The sequence below is a fragment of the Luteimonas sp. FCS-9 genome (genome assembly GCF_001014645.1).
Lineage (GTDB): Bacteria > Pseudomonadota > Gammaproteobacteria > Xanthomonadales > Xanthomonadaceae > Luteimonas.
Genome location: NZ_LASZ01000005.1, coordinates 201599 through 228131 on the forward strand (window position 1 = coordinate 201599; position 26533 = coordinate 228131).

22 protein-coding genes, 3 tRNA genes and 1 pseudogene are annotated in these 26533 nt (G+C 70.9%); 13 read left to right on the forward strand and 13 right to left on the reverse strand.

From position 1 onward, the window contains the following. Positions 1-138: 138 nt before the first annotated feature. From uvrA to WQ56_RS06755, 3 genes are read left to right on the forward strand one after another with little or no spacing between them, the layout of a single operon-like run. Positions 139-3189, forward strand: a complete 3051-nt coding sequence (gene uvrA, locus WQ56_RS06745) for an excinuclease ABC subunit UvrA (protein ID WP_047136309.1) — start codon at positions 139-141, stop codon at positions 3187-3189. Continuing rightward, positions 3186-3590, forward strand: coding sequence for a thioesterase family protein (locus tag WQ56_RS06750; RefSeq protein WP_047136310.1), 405 nt, complete (start codon positions 3186-3188; stop codon positions 3588-3590). The genes uvrA and WQ56_RS06750 overlap by 4 nt, the downstream gene beginning before the upstream one ends. 43 nt (positions 3591-3633) lie before the next feature. Continuing rightward, a complete protein-coding gene (locus WQ56_RS06755; RefSeq protein WP_047136311.1) occupies positions 3634-4389 on the forward strand; it encodes an enoyl-CoA hydratase/isomerase family protein in 756 nt (251 codons plus the stop codon). 35 nt (positions 4390-4424) lie between these two features. Here WQ56_RS06755 and WQ56_RS06760 read toward each other — a convergent pair whose 3' ends face one another. The 3 genes and pseudogenes from WQ56_RS06760 to WQ56_RS06770 all read right to left on the reverse strand — a co-directional run bounded on the left by WQ56_RS06760 (position 4425) and on the right by WQ56_RS06770 (position 6905). Then, positions 4425-5288 carry a sulfurtransferase gene (locus tag WQ56_RS06760; protein WP_047136312.1) on the reverse strand — a complete coding sequence of 288 codons (864 nt, stop codon included), beginning with the start codon at positions 5286-5288 and terminating at the stop codon, positions 4425-4427. Continuing rightward, a pseudogene (locus WQ56_RS06765) lies at positions 5285-6093 on the reverse strand (DUF1289 domain-containing protein). The gene WQ56_RS06760 and the pseudogene WQ56_RS06765 overlap by 4 nt, the downstream one beginning before the upstream one ends. Before the next feature lie 116 nt (positions 6094-6209). Next, positions 6210-6905 (reverse strand): FKBP-type peptidyl-prolyl cis-trans isomerase N-terminal domain-containing protein, encoded by a 696-nt coding sequence (locus WQ56_RS06770; protein WP_047136313.1) that lies wholly within the window; start codon positions 6903-6905, stop codon positions 6210-6212. A 178-nt stretch (positions 6906-7083) separates the two neighbouring features. On the opposite strand from WQ56_RS06770, the gene WQ56_RS06775 reads away from it, so the two are divergent. Genes WQ56_RS06775 through nth form a run of 3 tightly spaced genes read left to right on the forward strand, consistent with a single transcriptional unit; the run spans position 7084 to position 8938 of the window. Further along, positions 7084-7866: an enoyl-CoA hydratase-related protein gene (locus WQ56_RS06775; RefSeq protein WP_047136314.1), complete on the forward strand. Its 783-nt coding sequence runs from the start codon at positions 7084-7086 to the stop codon at positions 7864-7866. Further along, positions 7866-8249 (forward strand): hypothetical protein, encoded by a 384-nt coding sequence (locus WQ56_RS06780; RefSeq protein WP_047136315.1) that lies wholly within the window; start codon positions 7866-7868, stop codon positions 8247-8249. Before WQ56_RS06775 ends, WQ56_RS06780 begins: the two co-directional genes overlap by 1 nt. Beyond that, on the forward strand, positions 8246-8938 hold the full coding sequence (nth, locus tag WQ56_RS06785) for an endonuclease III (RefSeq protein WP_047136316.1): 693 nt from the start codon (positions 8246-8248) through the stop codon (positions 8936-8938). The genes WQ56_RS06780 and nth overlap by 4 nt, the downstream gene beginning before the upstream one ends. A 64-nt stretch (positions 8939-9002) precedes the next feature. Here the strand turns inward: nth and WQ56_RS06790 are convergent, their stop codons facing one another. Together WQ56_RS06790 and WQ56_RS06795 are read right to left on the reverse strand one after the other, a co-directional pair. Next, positions 9003-10601 (reverse strand): M20/M25/M40 family metallo-hydrolase, encoded by a 1599-nt coding sequence (locus WQ56_RS06790; RefSeq protein ID WP_047136317.1) that lies wholly within the window; start codon positions 10599-10601, stop codon positions 9003-9005. A 269-nt stretch (positions 10602-10870) separates the two neighbouring features. Next, positions 10871-12172 (reverse strand): porin, encoded by a 1302-nt coding sequence (locus tag WQ56_RS06795; protein WP_052772888.1) that lies wholly within the window; start codon positions 12170-12172, stop codon positions 10871-10873. A 293-nt stretch (positions 12173-12465) separates the two neighbouring features. Between WQ56_RS06795 and pstS (WQ56_RS06800) the strand changes: the two genes are divergently transcribed. The 7 genes from pstS (WQ56_RS06800) to rnt all read left to right on the forward strand — a co-directional run bounded on the left by pstS (WQ56_RS06800) (position 12466) and on the right by rnt (position 19403). After that, on the forward strand, positions 12466-13500 hold the full coding sequence (pstS, locus tag WQ56_RS06800; RefSeq protein ID WP_047136318.1) for a phosphate ABC transporter substrate-binding protein PstS: 1035 nt from the start codon (positions 12466-12468) through the stop codon (positions 13498-13500). A gap of 398 nt (positions 13501-13898) precedes the next feature. Then, a complete protein-coding gene (pstS, locus tag WQ56_RS06805; RefSeq protein ID WP_047136319.1) occupies positions 13899-14990 on the forward strand; it encodes a phosphate ABC transporter substrate-binding protein PstS in 1092 nt (363 codons plus the stop codon). Between the two features lie 69 nt (positions 14991-15059). Then, positions 15060-16034 carry a phosphate ABC transporter permease subunit PstC gene (pstC, locus tag WQ56_RS06810; RefSeq protein WP_047136320.1) on the forward strand — a complete coding sequence of 325 codons (975 nt, stop codon included), beginning with the start codon at positions 15060-15062 and terminating at the stop codon, positions 16032-16034. Further along, entirely contained in the window at positions 16034-16927 is an 894-nt protein-coding gene (gene pstA / locus WQ56_RS06815) for a phosphate ABC transporter permease PstA (protein ID WP_047136321.1), read from the forward strand. The genes pstC and pstA overlap by 1 nt, the downstream gene beginning before the upstream one ends. A 51-nt stretch (positions 16928-16978) precedes the next feature. After that, positions 16979-17806: a phosphate ABC transporter ATP-binding protein PstB gene (gene pstB / locus WQ56_RS06820; protein ID WP_047136322.1), complete on the forward strand. Its 828-nt coding sequence runs from the start codon at positions 16979-16981 to the stop codon at positions 17804-17806. 125 nt (positions 17807-17931) lie between these two features. After that, complete coding sequence (phoU, locus tag WQ56_RS06825) at positions 17932-18636, forward strand: phosphate signaling complex protein PhoU (RefSeq protein ID WP_047136323.1); 705 nt, start codon at positions 17932-17934, stop codon at positions 18634-18636. Positions 18637-18707: 71 nt separating this feature from the next. After that, positions 18708-19403, forward strand: coding sequence for a ribonuclease T (rnt, locus tag WQ56_RS06830; protein ID WP_047136324.1), 696 nt, complete (start codon positions 18708-18710; stop codon positions 19401-19403). On the opposite strand, the gene WQ56_RS06835 is transcribed toward rnt, so the two are convergent. The 8 genes from WQ56_RS06835 to WQ56_RS06870 all read right to left on the reverse strand — a co-directional run bounded on the left by WQ56_RS06835 (position 19378) and on the right by WQ56_RS06870 (position 26284). After that, a complete protein-coding gene (locus WQ56_RS06835) occupies positions 19378-20508 on the reverse strand; it encodes a metallophosphoesterase (protein WP_047136325.1) in 1131 nt (376 codons plus the stop codon). The two genes, rnt and WQ56_RS06835, sit on opposite strands and share 26 nt — an antisense overlap. An 844-nt stretch (positions 20509-21352) precedes the next feature. Beyond that, positions 21353-21667 (reverse strand): quaternary ammonium compound efflux SMR transporter SugE, encoded by a 315-nt coding sequence (sugE, locus tag WQ56_RS06840; RefSeq protein WP_047136326.1) that lies wholly within the window; start codon positions 21665-21667, stop codon positions 21353-21355. Between the two features lie 154 nt (positions 21668-21821). Continuing rightward, complete coding sequence (locus WQ56_RS06845) at positions 21822-22088, reverse strand: hypothetical protein (RefSeq protein ID WP_047136327.1); 267 nt, start codon at positions 22086-22088, stop codon at positions 21822-21824. 66 nt (positions 22089-22154) lie between these two features. Next, positions 22155-22919, reverse strand: a complete 765-nt coding sequence (gene rlmB / locus WQ56_RS06850; RefSeq protein WP_047136328.1) for a 23S rRNA (guanosine(2251)-2'-O)-methyltransferase RlmB — start codon at positions 22917-22919, stop codon at positions 22155-22157. Positions 22920-23003: 84 nt separating this feature from the next. Beyond that, positions 23004-25358, reverse strand: a complete 2355-nt coding sequence (rnr, locus tag WQ56_RS06855) for a ribonuclease R (protein WP_343123203.1) — start codon at positions 25356-25358, stop codon at positions 23004-23006. 289 nt (positions 25359-25647) lie between these two features. After that, positions 25648-25734, reverse strand: a tRNA-Leu gene (locus WQ56_RS06860). A gap of 188 nt (positions 25735-25922) precedes the next feature. Beyond that, positions 25923-26009, reverse strand: a tRNA-Leu gene (locus WQ56_RS06865). Positions 26010-26197: 188 nt separating this feature from the next. Next, positions 26198-26284: transfer RNA gene (locus WQ56_RS06870), tRNA-Leu, on the reverse strand. Positions 26285-26533: the final 249 nt, after the last annotated feature.

The window sequence follows — 26533 nt, forward strand, 5'->3', positions numbered from 1 at the left end:
GCTGAGACCGGCCGCACTCACACTGGCGTTGCGCCGATTTGCCCCCAAATGAGCGGCTCGGTAGTCTGACCGATTGCCCGTTCCCGCGCCCTGGGCGCGTGCCGTGCCTCCCCCGCCCTCCAACCGGACCTGACGTCGATGGCGATGGACACCATCCGCATTCGCGGTGCCCGTACCCACAATCTCAAGAACATCGATCTCGACCTGCCGCGCGACCAGTTGATCGTCATCACCGGCCTGTCGGGCTCGGGCAAGTCGTCGCTGGCGTTCGACACGATCTACGCCGAAGGCCAGCGCCGCTACGTCGAGTCACTGTCGTCCTACGCGCGGCAGTTCCTCAGCGTGATGGAGAAGCCCGACCTCGACCACATCGAGGGCCTGAGCCCGGCGATCTCGATCGAGCAGAAGTCGACCTCGCACAACCCACGCTCGACCGTCGGCACGATCACCGAGATCTACGACTACCTGCGCCTGCTCTACGCGCGCGTCGGCAGCCCGCGCTGCCCCGACCACGGCTACCCGCTCGAGGCGCAGACCGTCAGCCAGATGGTCGACCAGGTGCTGGCCCTCGACCCCGAACAGCGCTGGATGCTGCTCGCGCCGGTCGTGCGCGACCGCAAGGGCGAGCACGCGCAGGTCTTCGAGCAGTTGCGCGCCCAGGGCTACGTGCGCGTGCGCGTGGACGGCGAGCTGTACGAGATCGATGCGTTGCCGACGCTGGCGCTGCGCCAGAAGCACACGATCGAGGCGGTCATCGACCGCTTCAAGGTCCGCGAGGACATGAAGCAGCGGCTGGCCGAGTCGTTCGAGACCGCGCTCAAGCTCGGCGAGGGCATGGCCTCGGTGCAGGCGATCGACGATGCGTCGATCCCGCCGCAGCTGTTCTCGTCCAAGTACAGCTGCCCGGTCTGCGACTACGCGCTGCCCGAGCTCGAGCCGCGGCTGTTCTCGTTCAACGCGCCGATGGGCGCCTGCCAGACCTGCGACGGGCTGGGCATGAGCGAGTTCTTCGATCCCGAGCGCGTCGTCGTGCACCCCGAGCTGTCGCTGGCCGCCGGCGCGGTGCGCGGCTGGGACCGCCGCAACGCGTACTACTTCCAGCTGATCCAGTCGCTGGCCCGCCATTACAGGTTCGACGTCGATGCGCCGTGGCAGGACCTGCCGCAGGCCTCGCGCGACGCGGTGCTGATGGGCAGCGGCGAGGAGACGATCACCTTCACCTACATCACCGACTCGGGCGCGCGCACCCAGCGCAAGCACCGGTTCGAGGGCATCGTGCCGAACCTGGAGCGGCGCTATCGCGAGACCGAGTCGGCCGCGGTGCGCGAGGAACTGGCGAAGTTCATCAGCGAGCGGCCGTGTCCCGACTGCGGCGGCGCGCGGCTCAACCGCTCGGCGCGCAACGTCTTCGTCGCCGACCGGCCACTGCAGTCGCTGGTCGTGCTGCCGATCGACGAGGCGCTGGCGTTCTTCGAGGGCCTGGAGCTGCCTGGCTGGCGCGGCGAGATCGCGGCCAAGATCGTCAAGGAGATCGGCGAGCGGCTGAGCTTCCTCGTCGACGTCGGCCTCGACTACCTGACGCTCGAACGCAAGGCCGACACGCTGTCGGGCGGCGAGGCGCAGCGCATCCGGCTGGCCTCGCAGATCGGCGCCGGCCTGGTCGGCGTGATGTACGTGCTCGACGAGCCGTCGATCGGCCTGCACCAGCGCGACAACGAGCGCCTGCTCGGCACGCTGACCCGCCTACGCGACCTGGGCAACACGGTGATCGTCGTCGAGCACGACGAGGACGCGATCCGCCTGGCCGACCACATCGTCGACATCGGCCCGGGCGCCGGCGTGCACGGCGGCGAGGTCGTCGCGCAGGGCAGCTACGACGACGTGCTCAAGGCCCCGCGCTCGCTGACCGGCCAGTACCTGTCGGGCAAGCGCCGGATCGAGATCCCGGCCAAGCGCCACACGCCCAATCCGAAGATGCGGCTGCGGCTGCTCGGCGCGTCGGGCAACAATCTCAAGGACGTCGACCTGACGATCCATTCGGGGCTGTTCACCGCGATCACCGGCGTCTCGGGTTCGGGCAAGTCGACGCTGATCAACGATACATTGCATTCGCTGGCCGCCAACGAGATCAATGGCGCCTCGCACAAGGCCGCGCCGTACCGCGAGATCGAGGGCCTGGACCTGTTCGACAAGGTCGTCGACATCGACCAGTCGCCGATCGGGCGCACCCCGCGCTCCAACCCGGCGACCTACACCGGTCTGTTCACGCCGCTGCGCGAGCTGTTCGCGCAGGTGCCCGAGGCGCGCGCGCGCGGCTACTCGCCGGGCCGCTTCAGCTTCAACGTGCGCGGCGGCCGCTGCGAGGCCTGCCAGGGCGACGGCCTGCTGAAGGTCGAGATGCACTTCCTGCCCGACGTCTACGTGCCGTGCGACGTCTGCCAGGGCAAGCGCTACAACCGCGAGACGCTGGAGATCCTCTACAAGGGCCACAGCATCCACGACGTGCTGGAGATGACGGTCGAGGACGCGCTGGGCCTGTTCGAGCACCTGCCGCCGATCGCGCGCAAGCTCGAGACGCTCGTCGACGTCGGCCTGAGCTACGTCAAGCTCGGACAGAGCGCGACCACGCTGTCGGGCGGCGAGGCGCAGCGCGTCAAGCTGTCGAAGGAACTCTCGCGCCGCGACACCGGGCGCACGCTCTACATCCTCGATGAACCCACGACCGGCCTGCACTTCCACGACATCGAGCACCTGCTCAGCGTGCTGCACAAGCTGCGCGACGACGGCAACACAGTGGTGGTGATCGAGCACAACCTCGACGTCATCAAGACCGCCGACTGGGTGATCGACCTCGGTCCGGAGGGCGGGCACCGCGGCGGGCAGATCATCGCCGAGGGCACGCCCGAGCAGGTCGCCGCGATGCCGCAGTCGCACACCGGCCAGTTCCTCGCGCGCCTGTTGCAGACCGTGCCCGCCGAGGCCGCCGAGCCGCGGGCGGCACGCAAGCTGGCACGCAAGTCGACCGCGCACCTGCCCAAACCGCTGCCGCGCAAGGGCGCCTCGACCAAGGCCGCCGAGGCCGACGCCGCAGTCCGTGCGGAACTGCGCAAGACCGACACCAAGGCCAAGGCAAAGCCGGCGGCCAAGCGGGCCGCGAAGAAGTCCACGGCGAAGGGAGCCAAGGCATGAACGATGCGAAGCTGCTGATCCGCGTGCCGATCGAGTTGCGCTGGCGCGATCTCGACGCGTTCGACCACGTCAACAACGCGACCTTCATGACCTATCTGGAGGAGGCGCGCATCCGCTGGTTCGACTCGGTCGGCGAGCCCTGGGTCACCGACGCCACCGCGCCGCTGCTGGCCGCGGTGCAGATGAACTATCGGCTGCCGATCCCCTACCCCTCGCGCATCGTCGTCGAACTGTCGGCGCAGCGCGTGGGTACGACCAGCGTCACCGTCGGCCACCGCATCGTGTCCGAGGACGGCGAAACGCTGCACGCCGACGGCCACGTGGTCGTGGTCTGGATCGACCGCGCGACCGGGCGGCCCACCGCGCTGCCCGAATCTGTGCGGACCAAGGCGCTGGCCTGAGTTGCCGCTACCATCGCGGGTCCCGCTACCCGGAAGCCCCGCGATGCCGTCCCCGATCGAGATCCTCGACCATGGCCCGATCCGCGAGCTGCGGCTCGCCCGCCCACCGGTTAATGCGCTCGACCCGACGCTGTGCGAGGCACTGCGCACGGCCGTCGAGGCCGCGCCCGGCGACGGCGCAGCCGGGCTGGTGCTGTCGGGCCAGCCGCGGTTCTTCTCGGCCGGACTCGACGTCCCCGACCTGCTGACGCTCGACGCGGCTGCGCTGCGCGGGGCCTGGGAGGGCTTCTTCGACGCGGTGCGCGCGGTCGCGGTCTCGCCGGTGCCGGTCGCCGCGGCGATCACCGGGCACGCACCCGCCGGTGGCTGCGTGCTGGCGCTGGCCTGCGACTACCGGGTGATGGCGCGCGGCGCCTTCGGCATCGGCCTCAACGAGACCCAGGTCGGGCTGGTCGCGCCGATCGGCATCCAGCAACTGATGCGGCGCACCGTCGGCCAGCGCCAGGCCGAGCGCCTGCTGGTCGGCGGCCTGCAGGTCGATCCGGACGAGGCGTTGCGGCTCGGCCTGGTCGACGCGCTCGCGGACGCAGAGGCGACGGTCGCCGACGCCTGCGACTGGGTGCGTTCGCTGCTCGCGCTGCCGCAGGCGCCGATGCGCGAGACGCGCCGGATCGCGCGCGCCGATCTCGTCGAGGCGCTGCAGCCCGACCGCCTCGATCTCGATCGCCAGCTCGCCGCCTGGCACGCGCCCGACACGCAGGCCGGCCTGCGCGCACTGGTGGCGCGACTGGGGCGCTGACGCACGTCGCCCAAGCACTGCGCGGCTCGCGCGCCTTACGGTCCGGTCGCGACCGGACGCGCGGGGTCCTCTATCCAGCCGCTCCACGAGCCGGGAAACAGCCGTGCACCGTCGAGCCCGGCATGCGCCATCGCCAGCAGGTGGTGGCAGGCGGTGACGCCCGAACCGCACATCGCGACCAGCGCCGACGGCGGGCGGCCGTCGAGCAGCACGCCGAACTCGCGCGCGAGCGCATCGGCAGGCTTGAAGCGGCCGTCGGCCAGGTTGTCGGCATACGGCCGGTTGACCGCGCCCGGCACGTGGCCGGCGCGCGGATCGATCGGTTCGACCTCGCCGCGGAACCGTGGCGCGGCGCGGGCGTCGACGAGCAGGCCGCCCGCCGCGACATGGCGCCGGATGTCGTCGGCCGCGTGCAGCAGCGCGTCGGCCGCAAAGGCACCGGCGGCGTCGCGCGGCGAACGTGCGGTGACGCTCGCATCCACCGGCAGTCCCAACGCGGTCCAGCGCGCCCAGCCGCCGTCGAGCACCGCGACCCGGCGATGGCCGAAGCTGTGCAGCAGCCACCACAGACGTGCGGCGAACGCGCCGTCGCCGTCGTCGTAGGCCACGACCTGGACGCCCTCGCCGATCCCCCAGCGGCCCAGGGCCTGCGCGAAGGCCGCGGCCGTCGGCCAGGGATGGCGCCCACGCCCCGGGGCGTGCGGCCCCGACAGGTCGCGGTCGAGATGCGCGTACACCGCACCGGGCACGTGCGCGGTGCGCCAGGCGCGCTCGCCGGCGTCGACCGCACCGGCCGCGGCCGCGAGCGAGAACCGGCAGTCGACGATGACCAGATCGTCCCGCCCGAGCGCGGCAGCCAACGCCTCGGCCGAAACCAGCGTGCTCCAGTCCGCGCTCATGCCCGCTCCAGGTGGCGGCGCAGATTCAGCAGGATCGACGCGGTCGCGCCCCAGATGCGATGCGTCGGCGCATCGGCCAGGGTCTCGTACTCGAGCACGTGGCGGGTGCGCCCGGCGAACTCGATGTCGACCCGGCGCAGCTTCGCCGGCGACATCAGGAAATCCAGTGGCACCTCGAACACCTCGGCCACCTCGCCCGGGTCGGGCACCGGCGCGAAGTCGGGATCGAGCATCGCGACCACCGGCACCACCCGGTAGCCGGTGACCGTGGCCAGAGGATCGAGGAAGCCCAGTGGGGCGGCCTGCGCGGGGGCCAGGCCGATCTCCTCGCCCGCCTCGCGCAGCGCGGCCTGCAGCGGACCGCCGTCCTCCGGCTCGAGCCGGCCGCCGGGAAAGCTGACCTGGCCGGCGTGGTGGCGCAGCGTGTCGGTCCGCCGCGTCAGCAGCGCCTGCAGGCCGCCCGCGCGCTCGACCAGCCCGACCAGCACCGCGGCCTCGCGCAGCGCGGCGTCGGGCGCCAGCAGACCATCGAGTTCGTCGACGTTCCAGCCGCGCGCGGTCGGCGCGCCGTCGAGCGGATGTAGCACGCGGCGCAGGCGTGCGGCCAGGACCGGCGGGCTCATGCGCGCGCACCCTCGCGGGCCGGCAGCACCACGTCCATCAGGTGGCGGCGCTGCGCGTCGTCCATCTGCAGCCAGCGCGCGATCTCGTCGGCGCTGCGCAGGCAGCCGTGGCAACGGCCGCGGTCGTCGAGCGTACACACGCCGGTGCAGGGCGTGGGGACGGCGCGGAATGGGGCATCCATCCGGTCATTCTACCGGCGCGTCGCGGACGCGTACGCCCGGCGGCTAGGGGCCCGGAAACGACGACGCCGACGTGCAGGGCACGTCGGCGTCGTCTGACACGCTTGCGAAACGTCGATCAGCGCACGCTGAGCAGCTTCACCATCACGCCCACCGGCTGCTTGGCGATCTCCTGCGCGTTCTCGCCGGTGACGAACTTGCCCGGCGGCAGCACGATCTCGTAGACCGCGTTGAGCGGCATCAGCGGCAGCACTTCGCGCAGGCCGGTGATCTGGGCTTCGGACACGCGGAACGGCGCGGTCTTGTCCTCGGCGCTGACGCCGATGCCGACTGGCACGATCAGCGCCTGGTAGGCGATCTCGACCTGGCTGGCGGCGGTCGGCTTGGCGCCCGAACCGGCCTCGACGACGCGGTACATCACGCCGCTGGGCAGCGACACCACACCTTCGCGCGCCTTGTACTCGGTCAGGAACGCGGAGGCCTTGCCCTCGTTCTCGGTCAGCGCGGCACGACGCTCGGCGACGATCTTCTGCTGCATGCGCTGCTGGAAGCCGTTGTAGGCGGTGCCCATCTGCTCGGGGGTGTAGGTCGGCTGCTTCTTGCCGTGACCGTCCTGCAGGCCCTTGATGATCGTGTTGACGTCGACCGGCTCACCGGTCTCGGCCAGGCGGTTGCCCAGATCGAACCCCAGCGCATAGCTCAGCGTGGTCCTGTCGGTCGCCGATGCCGCGGGAGCGGCGGCCTGCTGCTGGGCGAGCGCGGAACCGCTGAACGTGATGGCCGCCACGGCGGCCGCAATAAAACGCAACTTCATTCCCTGGTTCTCCGCTAGGTCAGATTCGGTATCGCCTGTACGAGAAAGGGCGGTCGAACCGCCCCTCTTGACGCGCTAGGATAGCGGTCGCAGGGCTTAACCGCCACTGACGACCTCCCCTTCCGACCGCACGCGCTCCGGCGAGTTCCCGGCGCCGCATCCCGTGCCTGGAGCCCGCATGTCCGACTCCCCGCTGCTGACCGCCGACCGCGACGGCATCCGCACCGTCACCGTCCACCGCCCCGACAAGATGAATGCGTTGAACTCGGCGACGCTCGACGCGCTGTTCGCCGCATTCGAAGCCGCCGCCGAGGCGCCCGACGTCCGCGTGGTCGTGCTCACCGGTGCCGGCCCGAAGGCGTTCGTCGCCGGCGCCGACATCGCCGAGATGGCCGGACTGCAACCGGTCGAGGGCCGCGACTTCGCATTGCGCGGGCAGCGCACGATGCGCCGCATTGAGACGATGCCCAAGCCGGTGATCGCGATGGTCAACGGCTTCGCGCTCGGCGGCGGGCTGGAGCTGGCGATGGCCTGCCACCTGCGCGTGGCCGCCGACACCGCCAGGCTCGGGCAGCCCGAGATCAACCTCGGCCTGATCCCGGGCTTCGGTGGCAGCCAGCGCCTGCTGCGGCTGGCCGGCCGCGCGGCGACCCTCGAACTGTGCCTGACCGGCGCGCCGATCGACGCGGTGCGCGCGCAGGCGCTGGGCATCGTCAACCGCGTGGTGCCGGCCGCGAAGCTGGAGGCCGAGACGATGGCGCTGGCCGCGCAGCTCGCGCGCGCCGCGCCGCTGGCGCTGCGCGGCATCCTCGATTGCGTGCACGTCGGCGGCGAGGCCGCGCTCGGCGAGGGCCTGGAATACGAGGCCGCGCAGTTCGGGCTGGCGTTCTCGACCCAGGACATGCGCGAAGGCACGCGCGCGTTCCTGGAACGACGCAAGCCCGAGTTCCGGAACCGTTGATGCCCGGCCAGCCCACCGCCAGCCCGCCCGCCCTGGATCGACTGGTCGCGCTGTTGCGCGCCGACGACGTCGACGGCGCGATCGACGCCGGCCTGATGGCCGCCTGGCCGGAGGCATGGGCCGCCGCGCTCGACGACGACGCGCGCAGGCTGCTGCTCGACGCGCGCGCCCGGCTGCAGGCGGCCTGGGACGCGCGCGCGCGCTACCGCATACGCGAGGCCCGGCTCGCACGGCGCGCGGCCGCGCGTGAGGCCGCACGCGCGCCGGCGCCCGCAGCGCCGCCCGGCCCGGCCGCCGGTGCAGCACCGCCACGACCCGCGCTGCCGGCGAGCGCCGCGGCGATCCTGGCCCGCGCCAAGGCGCGCGCCGGGGGTGGCGCATGAGCGTCGGCGTCCTGCCCGCCGCGCCCCGGCGCCGCGGCCCGACGCTGACCCGCGCCGAGATCCACGACCTGTTCTCGCGGTTGCGCGCGCTCGATCCCGAGCCGACGACCGAACTGGAGTACACCACCCCGTTCGAGCTGCTGGTCGCGGTGATCCTCTCGGCGCAGGCCACCGACGTCGGGGTCAACAAGGCGACCCGGCGGCTGTATCCGGTCGCCAACACACCGCAGGCGATCCTCGACCTCGGCGAGGACGGGCTCAAGCGCCACATCGCGACGATCGGGCTGTTCAACGCCAAGGCCAGGAACGTCATCGCGACCTGCCGCATCCTGGTCGAGCAGCACGGCGGCGAGGTGCCGCGCGACCGCGCCGCGCTCGAGGCGCTGCCCGGCGTCGGCCGCAAGACCGCCAACGTCGTGCTCAATACGGTGTTCGGCGAGCCGGCGATCGCGGTCGACACGCACATCTTCCGGGTGTCCAACCGCACCGGCCTGGCGCCGGGCAAGGACGTGCGCGCCGTCGAGGACCGGCTGCTGCGCGTGGTGCCGGAGGAATTCCTGCTCGGCGCGCACCACTGGCTGATCCTGCACGGCCGCTACACCTGCAAGGCGCGCAGGCCCGATTGTCCGAAATGCGTGATCCGGGACCTGTGCCGGTTCAAGGACAAGACCCCCGGGACGGTGGACTGAGCAACGGCGCCTTGCGATCGACCGGGCGGGCACGGCGACACATGCGCCGCCGTACCCTGCCGCATCACTCGTCGCGTTCGACGAACGGCTTGCGCGGCAGGCGTTCGTCGCGCATCGCCGCGTGATAGGCGAACGAGGCGATGATCGCCGCGGCCTGCTTCAGGTCCTCGGGCACCACATGGTCGTAGGTGTCCAGATGCGTGTGGTGGACGTGGCTGAAGTAGTCGGCCGGGTCCTGCACGAACTGGAAGCCCGGCAGGCCGACGCGGTCGAAGGCGATGTGGTCGGTGCTGCCGGTGTTGCGCGTGGTGACGATGCTCGCGCCCAGGTCGGCGAACGGCGCCAGCCACGCCTGGAACACCGGCACCGCGGCGTGGTTCTCCTGCGCATAGATGCCGCGGATGCGGCCGGTGCCGTTGTCGAAGTTGAAATACGTGGAGAACCGGTCGTAGCCGCGCCGGCGCTGCAACGGGCCGGTGCCGCGCTGGAACGACTGCGGCAGCGCCCGCTGCTCGGGATCGGTCGGCTCGGGATAGGCCGCCAGGTGCCGCGACACGTAGCCGGCCGAGCCGTGCAGGCCCTGCTCCTCGCCGCCCCACAGCGCAATGCGGATCGTGCGCTTCGGACGCGCGTCGATCGCCTTGAGGATGCGCATCGCCTCCATCATCACGACCACGCCGGCACCGTTGTCGGCCGCGCCGGTGCCGGTGTGCCAGGAGTCGAGGTGCGCGCCGATGACCACCAGCTCGTCGGCCTTCGACGTGCCCGGCAGCTCGGCGAACGTGTTGGTCGCCGACAGGTCGCCGTCGCTGGTGAAGCGCGCATCCACGTCGAGGCGCAGCCGCGGCGCCTGCCCGCGCTCGACCGCGCGCACGAGCTGGTTGTAATGCTCGGCGGCCACGACGAGGTCCGGCACGCCGACCGGCTCGCCGGCCTTGCGCGCGCCGCCGCCCATCACCCGGACGATGCCGTTGTCCCAGGAGCTGATCGACAGCGTCGCCAGCACGCCTTCCTCGGCGAAGAACGCATTGAGCGCGCGGTTGAGCGCCTGCCGCTTGCGGTACTCCTCCAGGCGCTTGTCCTGCGCGTCGCCGGCCGGGTCCTGCGGCACCGGGAAGGTCTGCAGCTCGCCCAGATCCTCCTCGGTGTAGCGGCGGAAGTCGGGCTTGTCGGCCGGCTTGTAGGCGCGCGCCTCGTCGAGCAGCACGACCTTGCCGGCGAGCTTGCCGCGCTGCTTGTCGATGTCCTCGAGCGTCTTGAACGTGGCCAGCACCACCTCGCCCTCGACCGGGCCGTCGGTGCCAGGCGTCCAGGCCTTGGGCAGCGCGTGGATCGGCAGCTCGCGCGGCGCGATCAGTTCGACGCGCGAGGCGCGGAACTCCCAGCCGCGACCGAACGCCGGGTCGTAGACCTCGTCGTGCACGTTCGCCAGGCCCCAGCCCGCCAGCTTCCCGCGCGCCCATTGCGCCGAACGCGCATGGGCCGGCGAGTTGGTCAGCCGCGGACCGATCGTCTCGGTGAGTTCCTTGAGGTTGGCGGCGGCCTGCGAGCGGTGGAAGGCCTCGTGGCGGATCCTGGCGACGACGTCGAGGTCGACCGGCTCGACGGCCTGGGCGGAGGCCAGCGCGGGCAACAGGGCGACGACGGCCAGTGCCGCCTGCAACAGGCGGGAACGGTGGGATTGCGGCTTGCTCACGGTACTCCCCGGGACTGCGGAACGAGGGCCCGCGGAAGCGGGCCGGCGACGGCGCCGTCTCTCCCGCGGCGCCGGTCCGCCATGCTAACCGCAGCCGGGCGCCGGCACGCGCCCCGACCGCGTCCGATCCGCCCTGCCGGCATGCCGCACGCGCATGTCCGCCCCGATCGGGCCGCCGAAACGCACGAAGCCCGCGGCATGCACCGCGGGCCCCGTGCGTGGCGCCGACCGCGTGGTCAGAACGCGAACTGCGTGCGCAGCGCGTACTGCCCGGTCTCGTCGCCGGTGAAGGTGTTGTCGCCCTTGGTGTAGTTGAACATGAAGCGCAGGTTCGGGTTGACGTAGTAGTTCATGCCGACGATCCAGCTGCTGACGTCCATGTCGCGCACGTCCTTGTTCTCGATCGTGTCGTAGCGCGCGGTCAGCTCCCACAGGCCGCGGTCGGCGACCTTGGGCGAGGCGAAGATGCCGTTGCCCGGCTTGTAGGCCTTGTGCCCGCCGTTGAGCAGCCAGCTGCCCTGCACGTACCAGGTCGCGACGTCCTGGTCGGGACCGGCCGGCTGGCCGAACGTGGCGTTGGCGTACTCGCCCTGGAAGAACAGCGGGCCGAACGAACCTGCGGCCTCGACACCGACCGCGGTCACCTGGTTGCGGCTGGCGCCGGTGGTCGTGGCGACGGTCTGCGCCGGGCCGCGGCGGCCGGCGTAGTTGGCCGAGGCCGAGAAGTCCGCCGAGCCCTGGTTGAGATTCTCCTGGCTGGCCCAGCCGCCGAAGTGCAGCGTGCTGTCGGCGGTGTTGATCGGCGCGAAGGTCACGCGACCGGCCGCGCCGACGCCTTCGTTGCGGCTGCCCGAGGCGCTGCGCAGGTTGAACACCGACAGGCCGGCGGTGTAGTTGCCGTCGGCGCGCAGGTAGCCCACGCCCTGCTGGAACTGGCGGCCGTTGAACAGGCCGGTGGCCGAGGCGAACGGGCGCTCCATCATCAGGATCTCGTTGGAGCTGGTCAGTTCCTCCATCGAGCGGTAGGGCTTGAAGTGGCCGATGGTGAACTTGCCGCCCAGCGCCGACTTGGCGATGTAGACGTCGCGGAAGCCCTCCAGGCCGTTGCCGGCCGCGAAGTCCTGTTCGAACTTGTACTCCCAGCCGTAGGCCTTGCCCTGCAGCGTGATGCGCGCGCGGCGGAACTCGCTGGTGCCGGTGGTCGAGACCTCGTCGCGGTCGAAGGCGTAGGCGTCGAAGTGGATGCGGCCGCCGGCCGAGAACTCGAACTGCTTGTCGGCCGAGGTGACCTTCAGGCCGCCCTTGGTATCGATCGTCGGCGCGGTGGTCGCGATCTTGTCCAGGCTTTCCTGGGTGCCGATGTTGATGTCGGACTGCGCGTCGGTCCGCACCTCCAGCGCGTCGACCTTGGCCTGCAGTTCGGCCAGCTGCGCGCGCAGCGCCGCGACTTCGGCATCGCGCGGGGACTGGGCGGCAGCTGCGAAGGAAACGGACGCGACGGCGAGTGCGACGGACGCGGCCAGGATGGAATGACGCATGGTGGATTCCCGTGGAGAGAGTGAGAGGAGTCGAAGCGCCATCCGTGCGTCACGCCCCGCGTGATCCGTCCTGGCGTTAAGCGCCCGTTAGCGACGCTGCGCAGACTGCGCGGCCTCGCTGACAACCCGATGGCAGTTGCATGACGGCCAGATGACAGGCGCATTGGCCGGCCGCCACGCCTGCCCGCGGCCACCGTCATCGCGTGGTCACGGGATTGACGCCGGGCTGTCATGGCGAATGCGTGGAATACGCCGCACGGCGCTGTGGGCCGTCCATCACTCCAGGGAACCTCATGTACGCACTGCTCAAGAACCGGGTCGCGGCCGTCGCGCTGTCGACCACGCTGCTGGCGACCACGTTCGCCGCGCCCGCACTGGCCAACGACGTCACCGGCGCCGGCGCCTCGTTCGTCTACCCGGCGATGACCAAGTGGTCGGCCGACTACCGCGCCGCGACCGGCAAGCAGGTCAACTACCAGTCGATCGGCTCGGGCGGCGGCATCGCCCAGATCAAGGCCGGCACCGTCGACTTCGGCTCGTCCGATGCCCCGCTGCCGCCCGAGGACCTGGCGAAGTCCGGTCTGGTGCAGTTCCCGTCGGTGATCGGCGGCGTGGTGCCGATCGTCAACGTCGAGGGCATCGCGGCCGGCGCGATGAAGCTCGACGGCACGACGCTGGCCAACATCTTCCTGGGCAAGATCACCCGATGGAACGACCCGGCGATCGTCGCGCTCAACGGGGGCCTGGCGCTGCCCGACGCACGCATCACGGTCGTGCACCGCTCCGACGGCTCGGGCACCACCTTCAACTTCGTCAACTACCTGTCCAAGGTCAGCCCGGAGTGGAAGAGCGGCGTCGGCGAAGGCACGACGGTCAAGTGGCCGGTGGGCATCGGCGGCAAGGGCAACGAGGGCGTGGCCGCGTACGTCAAGCAGATCAAGGGCGGCATCGGCTACGTGGAGCTGTCGTACGCGCTGCAGAACCGCCTGGCCTATTCGCGCCTGAAGAATGCCGCGGGCAACTTCGTCAACCCGAGCGAGGAGACCTTCTCGGCCGCCGCCGCCAGCGCCGACTGGGCCGCGACCCGCGACTTCCACCTGGTCATGACCAACGCCCCGGGCGAGAACGCCTGGCCGATCACCGCGACCAACTTCATCCTGATGCACCGCAACCCGAAGAACCGCGCCGGTGCGAAGAACGCGCAGGAGTTCTTCCGCTGGGTCTACGCCAACGGCGGCCCGCAGGCGCGCCAGCTCGGCTACGTGCCGCTGCCGGCCTCGCTGGTGCAGCAGGTCGAGCGCTACTGGACGCAGAACGCGAAGTACTGACCGCCTCCCGGCGCATCGCGGACGCGCCACCCGCGGGTCCGGTCGCCCTCTCCCGGCCGGTCCCGCTTCCCCGCGATGCGTCTTTTCTTCCTCGACGGGCCTTCGGGCCCGTTTTTTTTCGTTCCGACGTACGCCCCCACCCAACCCTCCCCCGCACGCGGGGGAGGGCTTCCGGGGCCGCTACCCAACGGTTACCTCCCCCGCCTGCGGGGGAGGTCGGCGCCAACGGCGCCGGGTGGGGGCGAGCCCGTCCGCGGCGCCGCTTCGACCGCTATCCGACGCGACACACCCGAGCGTCAATCAGCGGCCGGCCCCGGCGTCATACGCCTGTAACAAAAACATCATTTCATGAGCGCACCCCGGCGGCGCCCCGCGTCGTCCCTTACATGGAGCCCCGCATGTCCCGTCATCCGGTCCGCATCGGCGCACTCGCGCTGTCCTCCCTGATCTTCCTCGCCGCCTGCGGCGGCGGCAACGACGCTCCGGCCGGCCAGGCCGCCGACGGCGCGCCCGCCGCGCAACAGGGCGCAGGCGACCGCGTCGCCGCCGAGATCTCCGGCGCCGGCGCATCGTTCATCTACCCGCTGGTCTCCAAGTGGTCGGCCGACTACAACGCCGCCACCGGCAACAAGGTCAACTACCAGTCGATCGGCTCGGGCGGCGGCATCGCCCAGATCAAGGCTGGCACCGTCGACTTCGGCTCGTCCGACAAGCCGCTCGACAGCGCCGAACTGCAGGCCGCGGGCCTCGGCCAGTTCCCCTCGGCGATCGGCGGCGTGGTCCCCGTGCTCAACGTCGAGGGTCTCGAGCCCGGCCAGCTCAAGCTCACCGGCGCGCTGCTCGCCGACATCTTCCTGGGCAAGGTCGCGACCTGGAACGATCCGGCGATCGCCGCGCTCAACCCCGGCGTGACGCTGCCGGCCGGCAAGATCAGCATCGTCCACCGCTCCGACGGCTCGGGCACCACGTTCAACTTCTCCAACTACCTGTCCAAGGTCAGCCCGGACTGGAAGTCGAAGGTGGGCGAAGGCACGTCGGTGCAGTGGCCGACCGGCGTGGGCGGCAAGGGCAACGAGGGTGTCGCTTCGTACGTGCAGCAGATCAAGGGCTCGATCGGCTACGTCGAACTGGCCTACGCGCTGCAGAACGGCATGCCCTACGCCTCGCTGCAGAACGCCGCCGGCAACTGGGTGCAGCCCAGCGAGCAGAGCTTCGCCGCGGCTGCCGCGACCGCCGACTGGGCCGGCGCGCAGGACTTCAACCTGGTGATCACCAACGCACCGGGCGCCGACGCGTGGCCGATCACCGCGACCAACTTCATGCTGATGCACAAGCAGCCCAAGGACGCGGCGCGCAGCCAGGCGACGCGGGACTTCTTCAAGTGGGCGTTCGAGTCGGGCCAGGCGCAGGCCAGCGAACTGCACTACGTGCCGCTGCCGCCGGAGCTGGTGCAGCAGATCGAGGCCTACTGGGCGGCCGAGTTCAAGTGACGGTCCGTCCGCGCCCGCATCTCGCGGGCGCGGACCACGGATCGCGGCTCTCCTCCTTCCGGACTCCCCATGAACGCCGCCACCCTTCCCGTCGCCCCGCCCGCGCCGAGCAAGCGCGACCTCCGCGACGCCCGCGCCGACCGCCTGTTCCGCCTGGCGCTGACCGCGACGGTCGTGCTGGTGATGCTCGCGCTCGCCGGCGCCGCCCTGTCGATGCTCTGGGGCGGACGCGACGCGCTCGCCTCGCAGGGCCTGTCGTTCTTCACCAGCGCCGACTGGAACCCGGTCGAGAACCGCTACGGCGCGCTCGCGCCGATCGCCGGCACCATCGTCACCGCGCTGATCGCGATGATCATCGCCGTGCCGGTCAGCTTCGGCATCGCATTCTTCCTGACCGAAGTCGCGCCGCGCTGGCTGCGCGGTCCGGTCGGCACGGCGATCGAGCTGCTGGCCGGCATCCCGTCGATCATCTACGGCATGTGGGGCCTGTTCGTGCTGGTGCCGGTGATGACGACCTGGGTCACGCCCTGGCTCAACGACCATCTGGGCACGATCCCCGGCATCGGCCTGCTGTTCCAGGGTCCGCCGCTGGGCATCGGCACGCTGACCGCCGGCTTCGTGCTCGCGATCATGGTGATCCCGTTCATCTCGGCGGTGATGCGCGAGGTGTTCCTGACCGTGCCCACGCGGCTCAAGGAATCGGCCTACGCGCTGGGCGCGACCAAATGGGAGGTCAGCTGGGACATCGTGCTGCCCTACACCCGCTCGGCGGTCATCGGCGGCATCTTCCTGGGCCTGGGCCGCGCGCTCGGCGAGACGATGGCGGTCGCCTTCGTCATCGGCAATTCGGTGCGGCTGACCCCGTCGCTGCTCGAGCCGGGCACGACGATCGCCGCGCTGATCGCCAACGACTTCGGCGAGGCCACCGAGACCTACCGGTCGGCGCTGCTGCTGCTGGGCTTCGTGCTGTTCATCGTTACCTTCGTGGTGCTCGCGATCGCCCGCCTGATGCTGATGCAACTCGCGCGCCGGGAGGGCAAGTGATGAACGCCGTCGCCACCGTGACCGAACGCGAACGCCAGGTCGCCGACCGCCTGTACGCGCGCCGCCGCGTGCGCAACGGCGTGGCGATCGCGCTGGGCTGCCTGACCGCCGCGTTCGGCCTGTTCTTCCTGGGCTGGATCCTGTGGACGCTGGTCAGCAAGGCCGCCGGCGGCATCGATCTGCAGCTGTTCACGCAGATGACCCCGCCGCCGATGCAGGAAGGCGGCCTGCTCAACGCGTTCTTCGGCAGTGCGGTGATGTGCGCGCTGGCGATCGCGATCGGCACGCCGCTGGGCGTGGCCGCCGGCACGTGGCTGTCGGAGTACGGCCGGGCGCGCAAGGCCGGCGTGGTCGTGCGCTTCATCAACGACATCCTGCTCTCGGCGCCGTCGATCGTGCTCGGCCTGTTCGTCTACACGTTGTTCGTGATGCAGACCGGCGGCCGGTTCTCGGCGCTGGCCGGCGCGATCGCGCTGGCCTTCATCGTACTGCCGGTCGTCGTGCGCACCACCGACGAGATGCTGCAGCTGGTGCCCACGCAGATGCGCGAGGCCGCGCTGTCGCTGGGCGTGCCGCACTGGAAGGTCGTGGTGCAGGTGCTCTACCGCAGCGCCTCGGCCGGCATCGTCACCGGCGTGCTGCTGGCGCTGGCGCGCATCAGCGGCGAGACCGCGCCGCTGCTGTTCACCGCGTTCGGCAACCAATACTGGAACAGCGACGTGCTGCGCCCGATGGCGAGCGTGCCGGTGGTGATGTACCAGTACGCCGGCAGCCCCTACGAATCCTGGCAGCAGCTGGCCTGGGCCGGCGCGCTGGTGCTGACCTGCTTCGTGCTGCTGGTCAGCCTCGGCGCCCGCGCGATCCTGCTGCGCAACCGGGTGGCGCATGACTGACGCCACCGCCCGCCTCCCCGACGCCACCTCCCCTTTCGACCGGATCCGGCCATGAACGACCTGCACACCGCGCCGTCGCAGCGCATCCAGCTGGCGACCCACGCACGCGAAGCGCTGGCCCCGCGGCCGGTGAAGATCGCCGCGCGCGGCCTGGACTTCCACTACGGCGACTTCCACGCGCTCAAGGGCATCGACCTGGAGATCCCGGAAAAGCGCGTGACCGCGCTGATCGGGCCCTCGGGCTGCGGCAAGTCGACGCTGCTGCGCATCTTCAACCGCATCTACGCGCTGTATCCCAAGCTCGTGGCCAGCGGCGAGGTGCTGCTCGACGGCGAGAACATCCTCTCGCCGCGCTACCCGATGAACCGGCTGCGCTCGAAGGTCGGCATGGTGTTCCAGAAGCCGGTGCCGTTCCCGATGACGATCTTCGAGAACGTCGCCTACGCGATCCGCCATCACGAGAAGCTCTCCAAGGGCCAGCTCGCCGAGCGCGTCGAGCAGGCGCTGACCCAGGCCGCGCTGTGGACCGAGGTCAAGGACAAGCTCGGCCAGAACGCGCTGGGCCTGTCGGGCGGCCAGCAGCAGCGCCTGTGCATCGCCCGCGCCGTCGCGCTGCGTCCGGACGTGCTGCTGCTCGACGAGCCGACCTCGGCGCTCGACCCGATCTCCACCAGCCGCATCGAGCAGCTGGTCGAGGAACTGAAGGTCGACTACACGATCGTCATCGTCACCCACAACATGCAGCAGGCCGCCCGCGTGTCCGACTACACCGCCTTCATGTACCTGGGCGACCTGATCGAGCACGACACCACCGAGACCATCTTCTCCAATCCCTCGAAGCGGCAGACCGAGGACTACATCACCGGCCGTTTCGGCTAGCCGAAACCGCAGGTGCGGGATTCGGGAATCGGGATTGGGGATTCGGAACAGCGAATTCTCTCCGATCAAGAATCCCCCCGCTCTTTCGAATCCCCAATCCCGACTCCCCAATCCCGGCTCCGACCATGCCTACCCAACCGCACGACCACATCGTCAAGAGCTACGACGAAGAACGCAGCCGGCTGACCGGCGAGATCCTGCGCATGGGCGAGATGGCGGCCGCGCAACTCGAATCGGCGCTCGACGTCGTCGAGCGCCGCGACGACCGTGCAGCCGACCGGATCGTCGCCAACGACGACGCGATCGACAGCCTCGAGCGCGAGATCAGCCAGGACGTCATGAAGCTCGCACTGCGCGGGCCGATGGCGCGCGACCTGCGCGAGATCCTCGCCGCGCTGCGCATCGCCGCCGACATCGAGCGCATCGGCGACTACGCGGCGAACGTGGCCAAGCGCTCGACCGCGCTCAACCTCGCCCCGCCGCTGCCGCACACCCGCGGGCTGGCGATGCTCGGCGAGCTGGCCGTGCGCCAGGTCCGCGAAGTGCTGGTCGCGTTCCGCGACAACGACGTCGACCGGGCGCAGCGCGTGCGCGCCCAGGACGTGGAGATCGACACCGTCTACACCAGCCTGTTCCGCGAGCTGCTGACCTACATGATGGAGGACCCGCGCGCGATCACGCCCAGCACGCACCTGCTGTTCATGGCCAAGAACATCGAGCGCATCGGCGACCACGCGACCAACATCGCCGAAAACATCTGGTTCCTCGAGCACGGCGACGACGACCTGCCGCCGCGCGAGAAGCGCGACGGCACCAACACGGTCGCCTGAGCGCGGCCGCGCGCCGTCCGCCGGCGGCGCGGCGCCCGAACCGCGGGCGCGGCTCTGCTAGGCTTGCGCGCATGCACGATATCGAAGCACCGGCCGCGGCCGCACGTCCCGCTCTCCCGCCGATGGCCCGCCGCTTCCGCGGCTTCCTGCCCGTCGTGGTCGACGTGGAGACCGGCGGCTTCGAAGCCCGCAAGCACGCGCTGCTGGAGATCGCCGCGATCCCGCTCGACCTCGATGCCGACGGTCGCCTGGTCCCCGGCGACCCGGTCCACGCGCACGTCGAGCCGGCGCCGGGCATGGCCATCGATCCGCAGTCGCTCGAAGTGACCGGCATCGACATCCACCACCCGTTCCGCTTCGCCAAGCCCGAGCGCGACGCGCCCGAGCACGTGTTCGCGCACGTGCGCGCAGCCGTCCGCCGGCACCAGTGCCAGCGCGCGATCCTCGTCGGCCACAACGCGCACTTCGACCTGGGCTTCGTCAACGCCGCCGTCGCGCGCAGCGGCCACAAGCGCAATCCGTTCCATCCCTTCAGCGTGTTCGACACCGTGACGCTGGCCGGCGTCGCCTACGGCCAGACCGTGCTCGCCCGCGCGGTGCAGGCCGCCGGCCTCGAATGGGACCAGGCGCAGGCGCACTCGGCGCTGTACGACACGACGCTGACCGCGCAGCTGTTCTGCCGCATCGCCAACGCCTGGCCGGCGATGGCCGCGCCTGCGGAAGCCGACGCGCCGGCCGCGGTCAGTCCGCCGCCCGACGCAGCGTGATCAGCGCGATCTCCGACGGCACGCCGATCCGGGTCGCGAAACCGGGCCACAGCCCGGCGCCGTTGCCGACGTACAGCTGCATACCGTCCACCGGGTAGAGCCCGGACACGAAACCGCCGTTCGCGCGCGCGACCAGGCGGTCCATGCCGACGATGTGGCCGCCGTGCGTGTGCCCCGAGAGCTGCAGGGCGACGCCGCGCGCGGCATGCGCGTGCGCCTCGCCCGGGCGGTGGTCGAGCAGCAGGACCGGCGCGTCCGGGTCGGCGCCGGCCAGTGCGGCACCGGCATCGGGCACCGGCAGGCCGTAGCGCGCGGCGACCGGATCGGTGACGCCGGCGACGGTCAGCGCCGCGTCGCCGCGCGCGATGCGCAGGTGCGCGTTCTCCAGCACCTGCATGCCCATCGCGGCGAACGCATCCATCCATTCGCGGTACTGGCCGTAGTACTCGTGGTTGCCGGTGATCGCGATCACGCCGTCGGGCGCCTGCAGCGCCGCGAGCGGACGCACGTCGTCGGCGCGCGCATCCACGCTGCCGTCGACCAGGTCGCCGGTGATGACGATCAGGTCCGGACGCTGCGCGTTGGCGCGCGCGACGACCTCGGCCACCCAGTCGCCGGTCAGCAGCCGGCTGGCGTGGATGTCAGTCAGCTGCAGCACGCGGTAGCCGTCGAACGCCGGTGGCAGGTCGGCGATCGCGATCTCGACCTGCCGCACCTTCGGCACCGCCATCGCCTGCCAGGTGCCGTACATCGACAGCCCCAGCGCCAGCGCGGCCGCGTCCGGACGCAGCCACGGCGCGCGCAGCCCCGGCAGCGCCGTGCGGCCACGCAGCGCCCACGCCGCGAGCGTCGCGACGTCGAGCAGCGCCACCAGCAGCGCGGTCAGCAACAGCGCCACGAAGCCGGTGCCGAGCGCGGCGATGACCAGCTTCGGCAGCTCGGGCGAGGCCATGCTGCCGGCGAAGCGCGCGACGATGCGATGGTGCAGCGCCAGCCCGTAGACCAGCACCGCCAGCGCGACACGCACGGGCCATGCAAGCCGCAGCGGCAGCACGAGGCGCAGGACGAGATAGGACGCGAGCACGATGGCAACGAGACTGAGCACGGCGGATTCCGGACGGCGGCGGGCCGGCGCGTGCGCGACGTGCCGACGTGGGGGCCGGCTATGGTCTTCGATGCGGACCGCCGGTGCCAGGGGCGCGGCGGCGAGCGACGATGGCCCGGTAACGGACGCCGGATCGCGGCCCGCACTGTTTCTCGGTTTTTCGTTCTTCGCCGAAGTCAGGGGAGTACTGCTTCTGCTCGCCCAATCAGGGCGTTCTTCTCCGAAGCGCGCGTCGTGCCGGCCGGGGACTGCTCCCCGGCTCGGTCAGCCCGCTCCGCGGTCCGGCCCGGCGCAGCACGCCGGGCGTTCGTGCGGGCTACGCGGCATGCCGCGCGAGCAGCCAGCACTCACCCATGGCTGACTCGCCGCCGCGGACCATCCATGGCCCGCTATCGCAATCCCCGACCGGCACGACGCCCTGAGTCCGAAGGCGCTCGACTTCTTCAACCAGACGGCTTCCCGCGTCTACCCGAAGTCGGGTTGCAATCATCCATGGCGGCGGACTGGCGGCCGGTGGCCGCGTCGAGCGCGCCATGGGTGAGCCCGCTCTGCCTGCGCGGCATGCCGCGCGAGCGGGCGAACGCCCGGCGCGCTGCGCCGGGCCGGACCGATCCGCAAAGCGGAGCGGGCGCGCGCCCGAGTCAAGGCAGGGTGAGCATGGATGGCATGCGCGGCACTGCCGCGCATCCATGCGAACGCCACGCGTGCTTCGCGTGGCCGGACCGCGAAGCGGCTTTGCCGAGGGAAGAGCGGCTTCCGGCCGGCAGGCGGCTGCCCATTCGAAGTGGAACGCCCTCTCCCGCACTAGAGAGCAGCGCCATCACTTCGACGCGCCCCGCGCAGGTCAGCTGGCGAGCTTGAGCCCGACGATGCCGGCCACGATCAGCGCCAGGCTGACCAGGCGTCCCGGGCTTGCCGCGTCGCCCATCAGCACGATGCCCAGGATCACGGTGCCGACCGCGCCGATACCGACCCAGACCGCGTAGGCGGTGCCGACCGGCAGATCGCGCATCGCGATGCCGAGCAGGCCGACGCTGATCGCCATCGACGCCACCGTGCCGACCGTCGGCCAGAACCGGGTGAACCCGTCGGTGTATTTCAGGCCGATCGCCCAGCCGATCTCGAACAGGCCGGCGAGCACGAGAATGATCCAGGACATGCAGAGAACCTCCATCGTCGCGATGGGGCCGTCCCCGGATGTGGATGGAGCGGCGGGGTCGTCCCCGCTTCCTGGGCGGCATTGTGGCCGACGCCACGCCGCGACGGATGACCGCGGCATGACCCGCCGCGGTCGTGGCCGATGCCCGTCGCCGTCAGTGCGGGCCCGCCGCCCGGCCGCGCGCGCTCAGCGTCCGCGCGATGCCGAACAGGCTGATCGCGATCCACGCCAGCTGCATCGCCAGCACGGTCGCGTCGAAGCCGCCGTAGAGCGAGAGCACCACGCCGATCGCGCCGAACAGGTTCAGCAGCAGGTACGGCAGGCCGGCCCCCGACAGGCGCGTGACCTGCAGCAGGAAGTACGCCAGCACGATCAGCGTCGCCCCGACGATGCCGCACCACTGGTGCCAGAGCAGGTCCATGCCGTTCTCCTCTACGAAACCGACCGCATCATCCGCCCACCGCTGCGGACGGGCAAGCCGCGGCGCTCAGCCCAGCCGCTGGCGCACGGCCTCGAACAGCACCACGCCGGAGGCCACCGACACGTTGAGGCTCTCCACGCCGCCGGCCGCGTCGGCGCCCGGCATCGGGATCGTCACCAGCTGGTCGCAGTGCTCGCGCGTGAGCCGGCGCAGGCCGTCCGCCTCGCCGCCCAGCACCAGCGCCACGTTGCCGCGCAGGTCCAGGCCGTACAGCGAGGCGCTCGCCTCGCCGGCCAGGCCGTAGATCCACACGCCCAGCTTCTGCAGGTCGCGCAGGCTGCGCGAGAGGTTGGTCACGCGGACCACCGGCACGTGGTCGGCGGCGCCGGCCGAGGTCTTGCGCACGGTCGCATTGACCTGCACCGCCTTGTCCTTGGGGATCAGCACCGCCGTGACCCCGGCCGCGGCCGCGCTGCGCAGACAGGCGCCGAGATTGTGCGGGTCCTGCACGCCGTCGAGCACCAGCAGCAGCGCGCGCCCCTCGGCGGCCTCGACCAGGCCGGCGAGCTCGTTCTCGTCCCAGGTCCGGGCCGCCGCATAGCGGGCCGCCGCGCCCTGGTGGCGCAGGCCGCCGGCAACGCCGTCGAGCGCCTGCTGCGCGACCCGGCGCACGTCGACGTCGCGCCGGCGCGCCGCGGTCTCGATCTCGGCGATCCGCGGATTCTTCGCCCCGGCCTCGAGCAGCACCTCGCGTACGTTCTCCGCGTCGTGCTCGACGGCCGCGGCGACGGCGTTGATGCCGACGATCCACTGATTCTGTTTGCTGCTCATGCGTCGGGATTCGGGCTGGAGGAAACCGGGGCTCAAACGTTTCGGGGCCGGGACGCGGGCCCCGGCCCCGAAGGGACGTCCATTCTACCGGTAGGGCGCCTTCTCGCGCTTCGCCGGCTTGCCGCGCGGCGGCGGCGGTTTCGGCTCACCAGGCTGCGGCGCGCCCGCCTCCACCAGACGGAAGTCGATCTTGCGATCCTCCAGGCTGGCCTTGAGCACGAGGATGCGCACCCGATCGCCGAGTCGGAACTCGCGGCCGGCACGCTCGCCGGTCAGCATCCGGCGCACCGGATCGAAGCGATAGAAGTCGTTCGGCAGCTGGGTCACGTGCACCAGGCCGTTGACCTTCGACTGGTCGAGCTCGACGAACAGCCCGAAGCTGGTCACGCCGCTGATCACGCCGTCGAACTGGCCGCCGACATGCTGCTCCATCCACGCTGCGCGGTAGCGCTCGTCGACCTCGCGCTCGGCCTCGTCGGCGCGGCGCTCGCGCTCGGAGCACTGCAGCGCCAGGCTCTCCATCATTCGCGGGGTGTAGTCGAACTTCGCCAGCGGCTTGCCCGAGAGCACGTGCTTGATCGCGCGATGCACCAGCAGGTCGGGATAGCGACGGATCGGCGAGGTGAAGTGCGCATAGGCGGCCAGCGCCAGCCCGAAGTGGCCCAGGTTCTCGGTCGAATAGACGGCCTGGCTCTGGCTGCGCAGCAGCACCGACTCGAGCAACGTCGCATCGCTGCGATCGCGGATCTTCTTGAGCAGGTTGGTGAAGTCCTTGGGCTGCACCTTCGCCCAGGGCGGCATGCGCAGCGCGAACTCCTTGAGGAACTCCAGCAGGTCGGTGTACTTGGACTCCGGCGGCTTGTCGTGCACGCGATACGGCGCCGGGATGCCCGCCTCGAGCAGGAAGCGCGCGGCCTCCACGTTCGCGGCGATCATGCATTCCTCGATCAGCTTGTGCGCGTCGTTGCGCACCAGCATGCCGGCCTGGGTGACCTCGCCGCGGTTGTCGAGCACGAAGCGCACCTCCGAGCTCTCGAACTCGATCGCGCCACGCTTGGCCCGCGCCTTGGCCAGCACGCGGAACAGTTGATGCAGGTGTTCGATCTGCGGCAGCAGCAGCGCGCCGATCGACGCGCGCGCGTCCTCGTCCTGCTCGCCCACCGCCTTCCACACCTGGGTGTAGGTCAGCCGGGCGTGCGAGTTCATCACCGCCTCGTAGAACTTCGCGCCGGTCACCTCGCCGTCGCGCCCGACCTGCATGTCGCAGACGAAGCACATCCGATCGACCCGCGGCATCAGCGAGCAGATGCCGTTGGACAGCGTCTCGGGCAGCATCGGCACGACGAATCCCGGGAAGTACACGCTGGTCGCGCGCAGCTGGGCTTCATCGTCGAGCGGCGTGCCCGGCCTGACGTAGTTCGAGACGTCGGCGATCGCCACCACGAGGCGGAAGCCGTCGCGGTTGGGCTCGCAGTACACCGCGTCGTCGAAATCCTTGGCGTCCTCGCCGTCGATCGTCACCAGCGGCAGCGCGCGCAGGTCGACGCGGTCGCCGAGCATGCGTTCCTCGACGGTCAGCGGCACCGCCGCGGCCTCGTCGAGCACCGGCTGCGGGAACTCGTGCGGCAGGTGATGGCCGTGGATCGCGGCCTCGACGACCAGCGACGGCGTCAGCGCATCGCCCAGTACCGCGAGCACCTTGCCGATCGGCGGTCGGCGCGCGTCGCCCGGGGCGACGATCTCGCAGACCACCAGCTGGCCGTCCTGCGCGTCGAGGCGCGCGTCCTGCGGGATCTGCACGTTGCGCTGGATCCGGCGGTCGTCGGGCACGACGAAGCTGATGCCCGACTCCACCGAGAACCGGCCGATCAGGCGGGTCGTACGGCGTTCGAGCACCTCGACGATGACGCCGGCGCGGCGGCCGCGGGCATCAACGTTCGTCAGGCTGGCCATCGCGCGGTCGCCATGCATGACCTTGCGCATCTCGGCCGGCGGCAGGAACAGGTCGTCGCCGCTGCCGCTGTCGGGCCGCAGGAACCCGAAGCCCTCGGGGTTGGCGATCACCGTGCCGGGGATCAGGTCCAGGCGCTTGGCCGGCACCAGGCCGCCGCGGCGGTTCTGCAGCAGCTGGCCCTCGCGCAACATGGCCGCGAGCCGCTTGCCGAGCGCGTCGAAGCGCTCCGGATCGGTCAGGTCGAGCGCCTGCGCCAGTTCGGTCGCGGTCTGCGGGCCCGGCGCGTCGGCGAGCAGCTGCAGGATCGCCTCGCGGCTGGCGATCGGGTTGGCATAGCGGGCCGCCTCGCGATTGGCGTACGGATCGTCGACCCGGCCGCTGCGTGGCGCCTGCGGACGCGCGGCGGGCGCCGACGGCGGCGCCGTTGCGCGCGGCTCGGTGCGCGCGCCCGAACGCAGCGCACGCTGCAGGCCGGGATCGGGCATCCAGGGCGGCGTGGACGCCGCCGGCTTGCCGCTGCGGGAAGGACCGCCGGCAGCGCCGCGCTTGGCGGCCGGAGCGGCGGGACGTTCGGAGTCGCGGCGGCTGCCGCGCTTGCTGGGAGGTTTTGCCATCGCGGCGATGGTACACCCCGCGCCGCGAGGTCCACGTCGAGAGCGGCCGGCAAGCGACCTGGCGCGAACGGGCAGGCATGCGCGCGAACGTCGTCAGGCGGGCACAAAAAAACCCGCGCTCGGCGGGTTCGTTGTCGCAGTCGGTAAGGCTGCGTCGACCTGGTGCCCAGGAGAGGACTCGAACCTCCACGGAGTTGCCCCCGCTAGCACCTGAAGCTAGTGCGTCTACCAATTCCGCCACCTGGGCAGGTCAGGCGCGCATTCTGCGGTGCGCGTGCGCCGGTGTCAACGCGCCGTGTAAGCCGAGTTGACCGCCTTCCGGCCTGGGCTGTGCCCAGCGCGCAATCCGGAAAGATGCCGGCCATTGCATGGCCGGGCACAAAAAAACCCGCACTCGGCGGGTTCGTTGTCGCAGTCGGTAAGGCTGCGATGACCTGGTGCCCAGGAGAGGACTCGAACCTCCACGGAGTTGCCCCCGCTAGCACCTGAAGCTAGTGCGTCTACCAATTCCGCCACCTGGGCAGGTCAGGCGCGCATTCTGCGGTGCGCGTGCGCCGGTGTCAACGCGCCGTGTAAGCCGAGTTGACCGCCTTCCGGCCTGGGCTGTGCCCAGCGCGCAATCCGGAAAGATGCCGGCCATTGCATGGCCGGGCACAAAAAAACCCGCACTCGGCGGGTTCGTTGTCGCAGTCGGTAAGGCTGCGATGACCTGGTGCCCAGGAGAGGACTCGAACCTCCACGGAGTTGCCCCCGCTAGCACCTGAAGCTAGTGCGTCTACCAATTCCGCCACCTGGGCAGGTCAGGCGCGCATTCTGCGGTGCGCGTGCGCCGGTGTCAACGCGCCGTGTAAGCCGAGTTGACCGCCTTCCGGCCTGGGCTGTGCCCAGCGCGCAATCCGGAAAGATGCCGGCCATTGCATGGCCGGGCACAAAAAAACCCGCACTCGGCGGGTTCGTTGTCGCAGTCGGTAAGGCTGCGATGACCTGGTGCCCAGGAGAGGACTCGAACCTCCACGGAGTTGCCCCCGCTAGCACCTGAAGCTAGT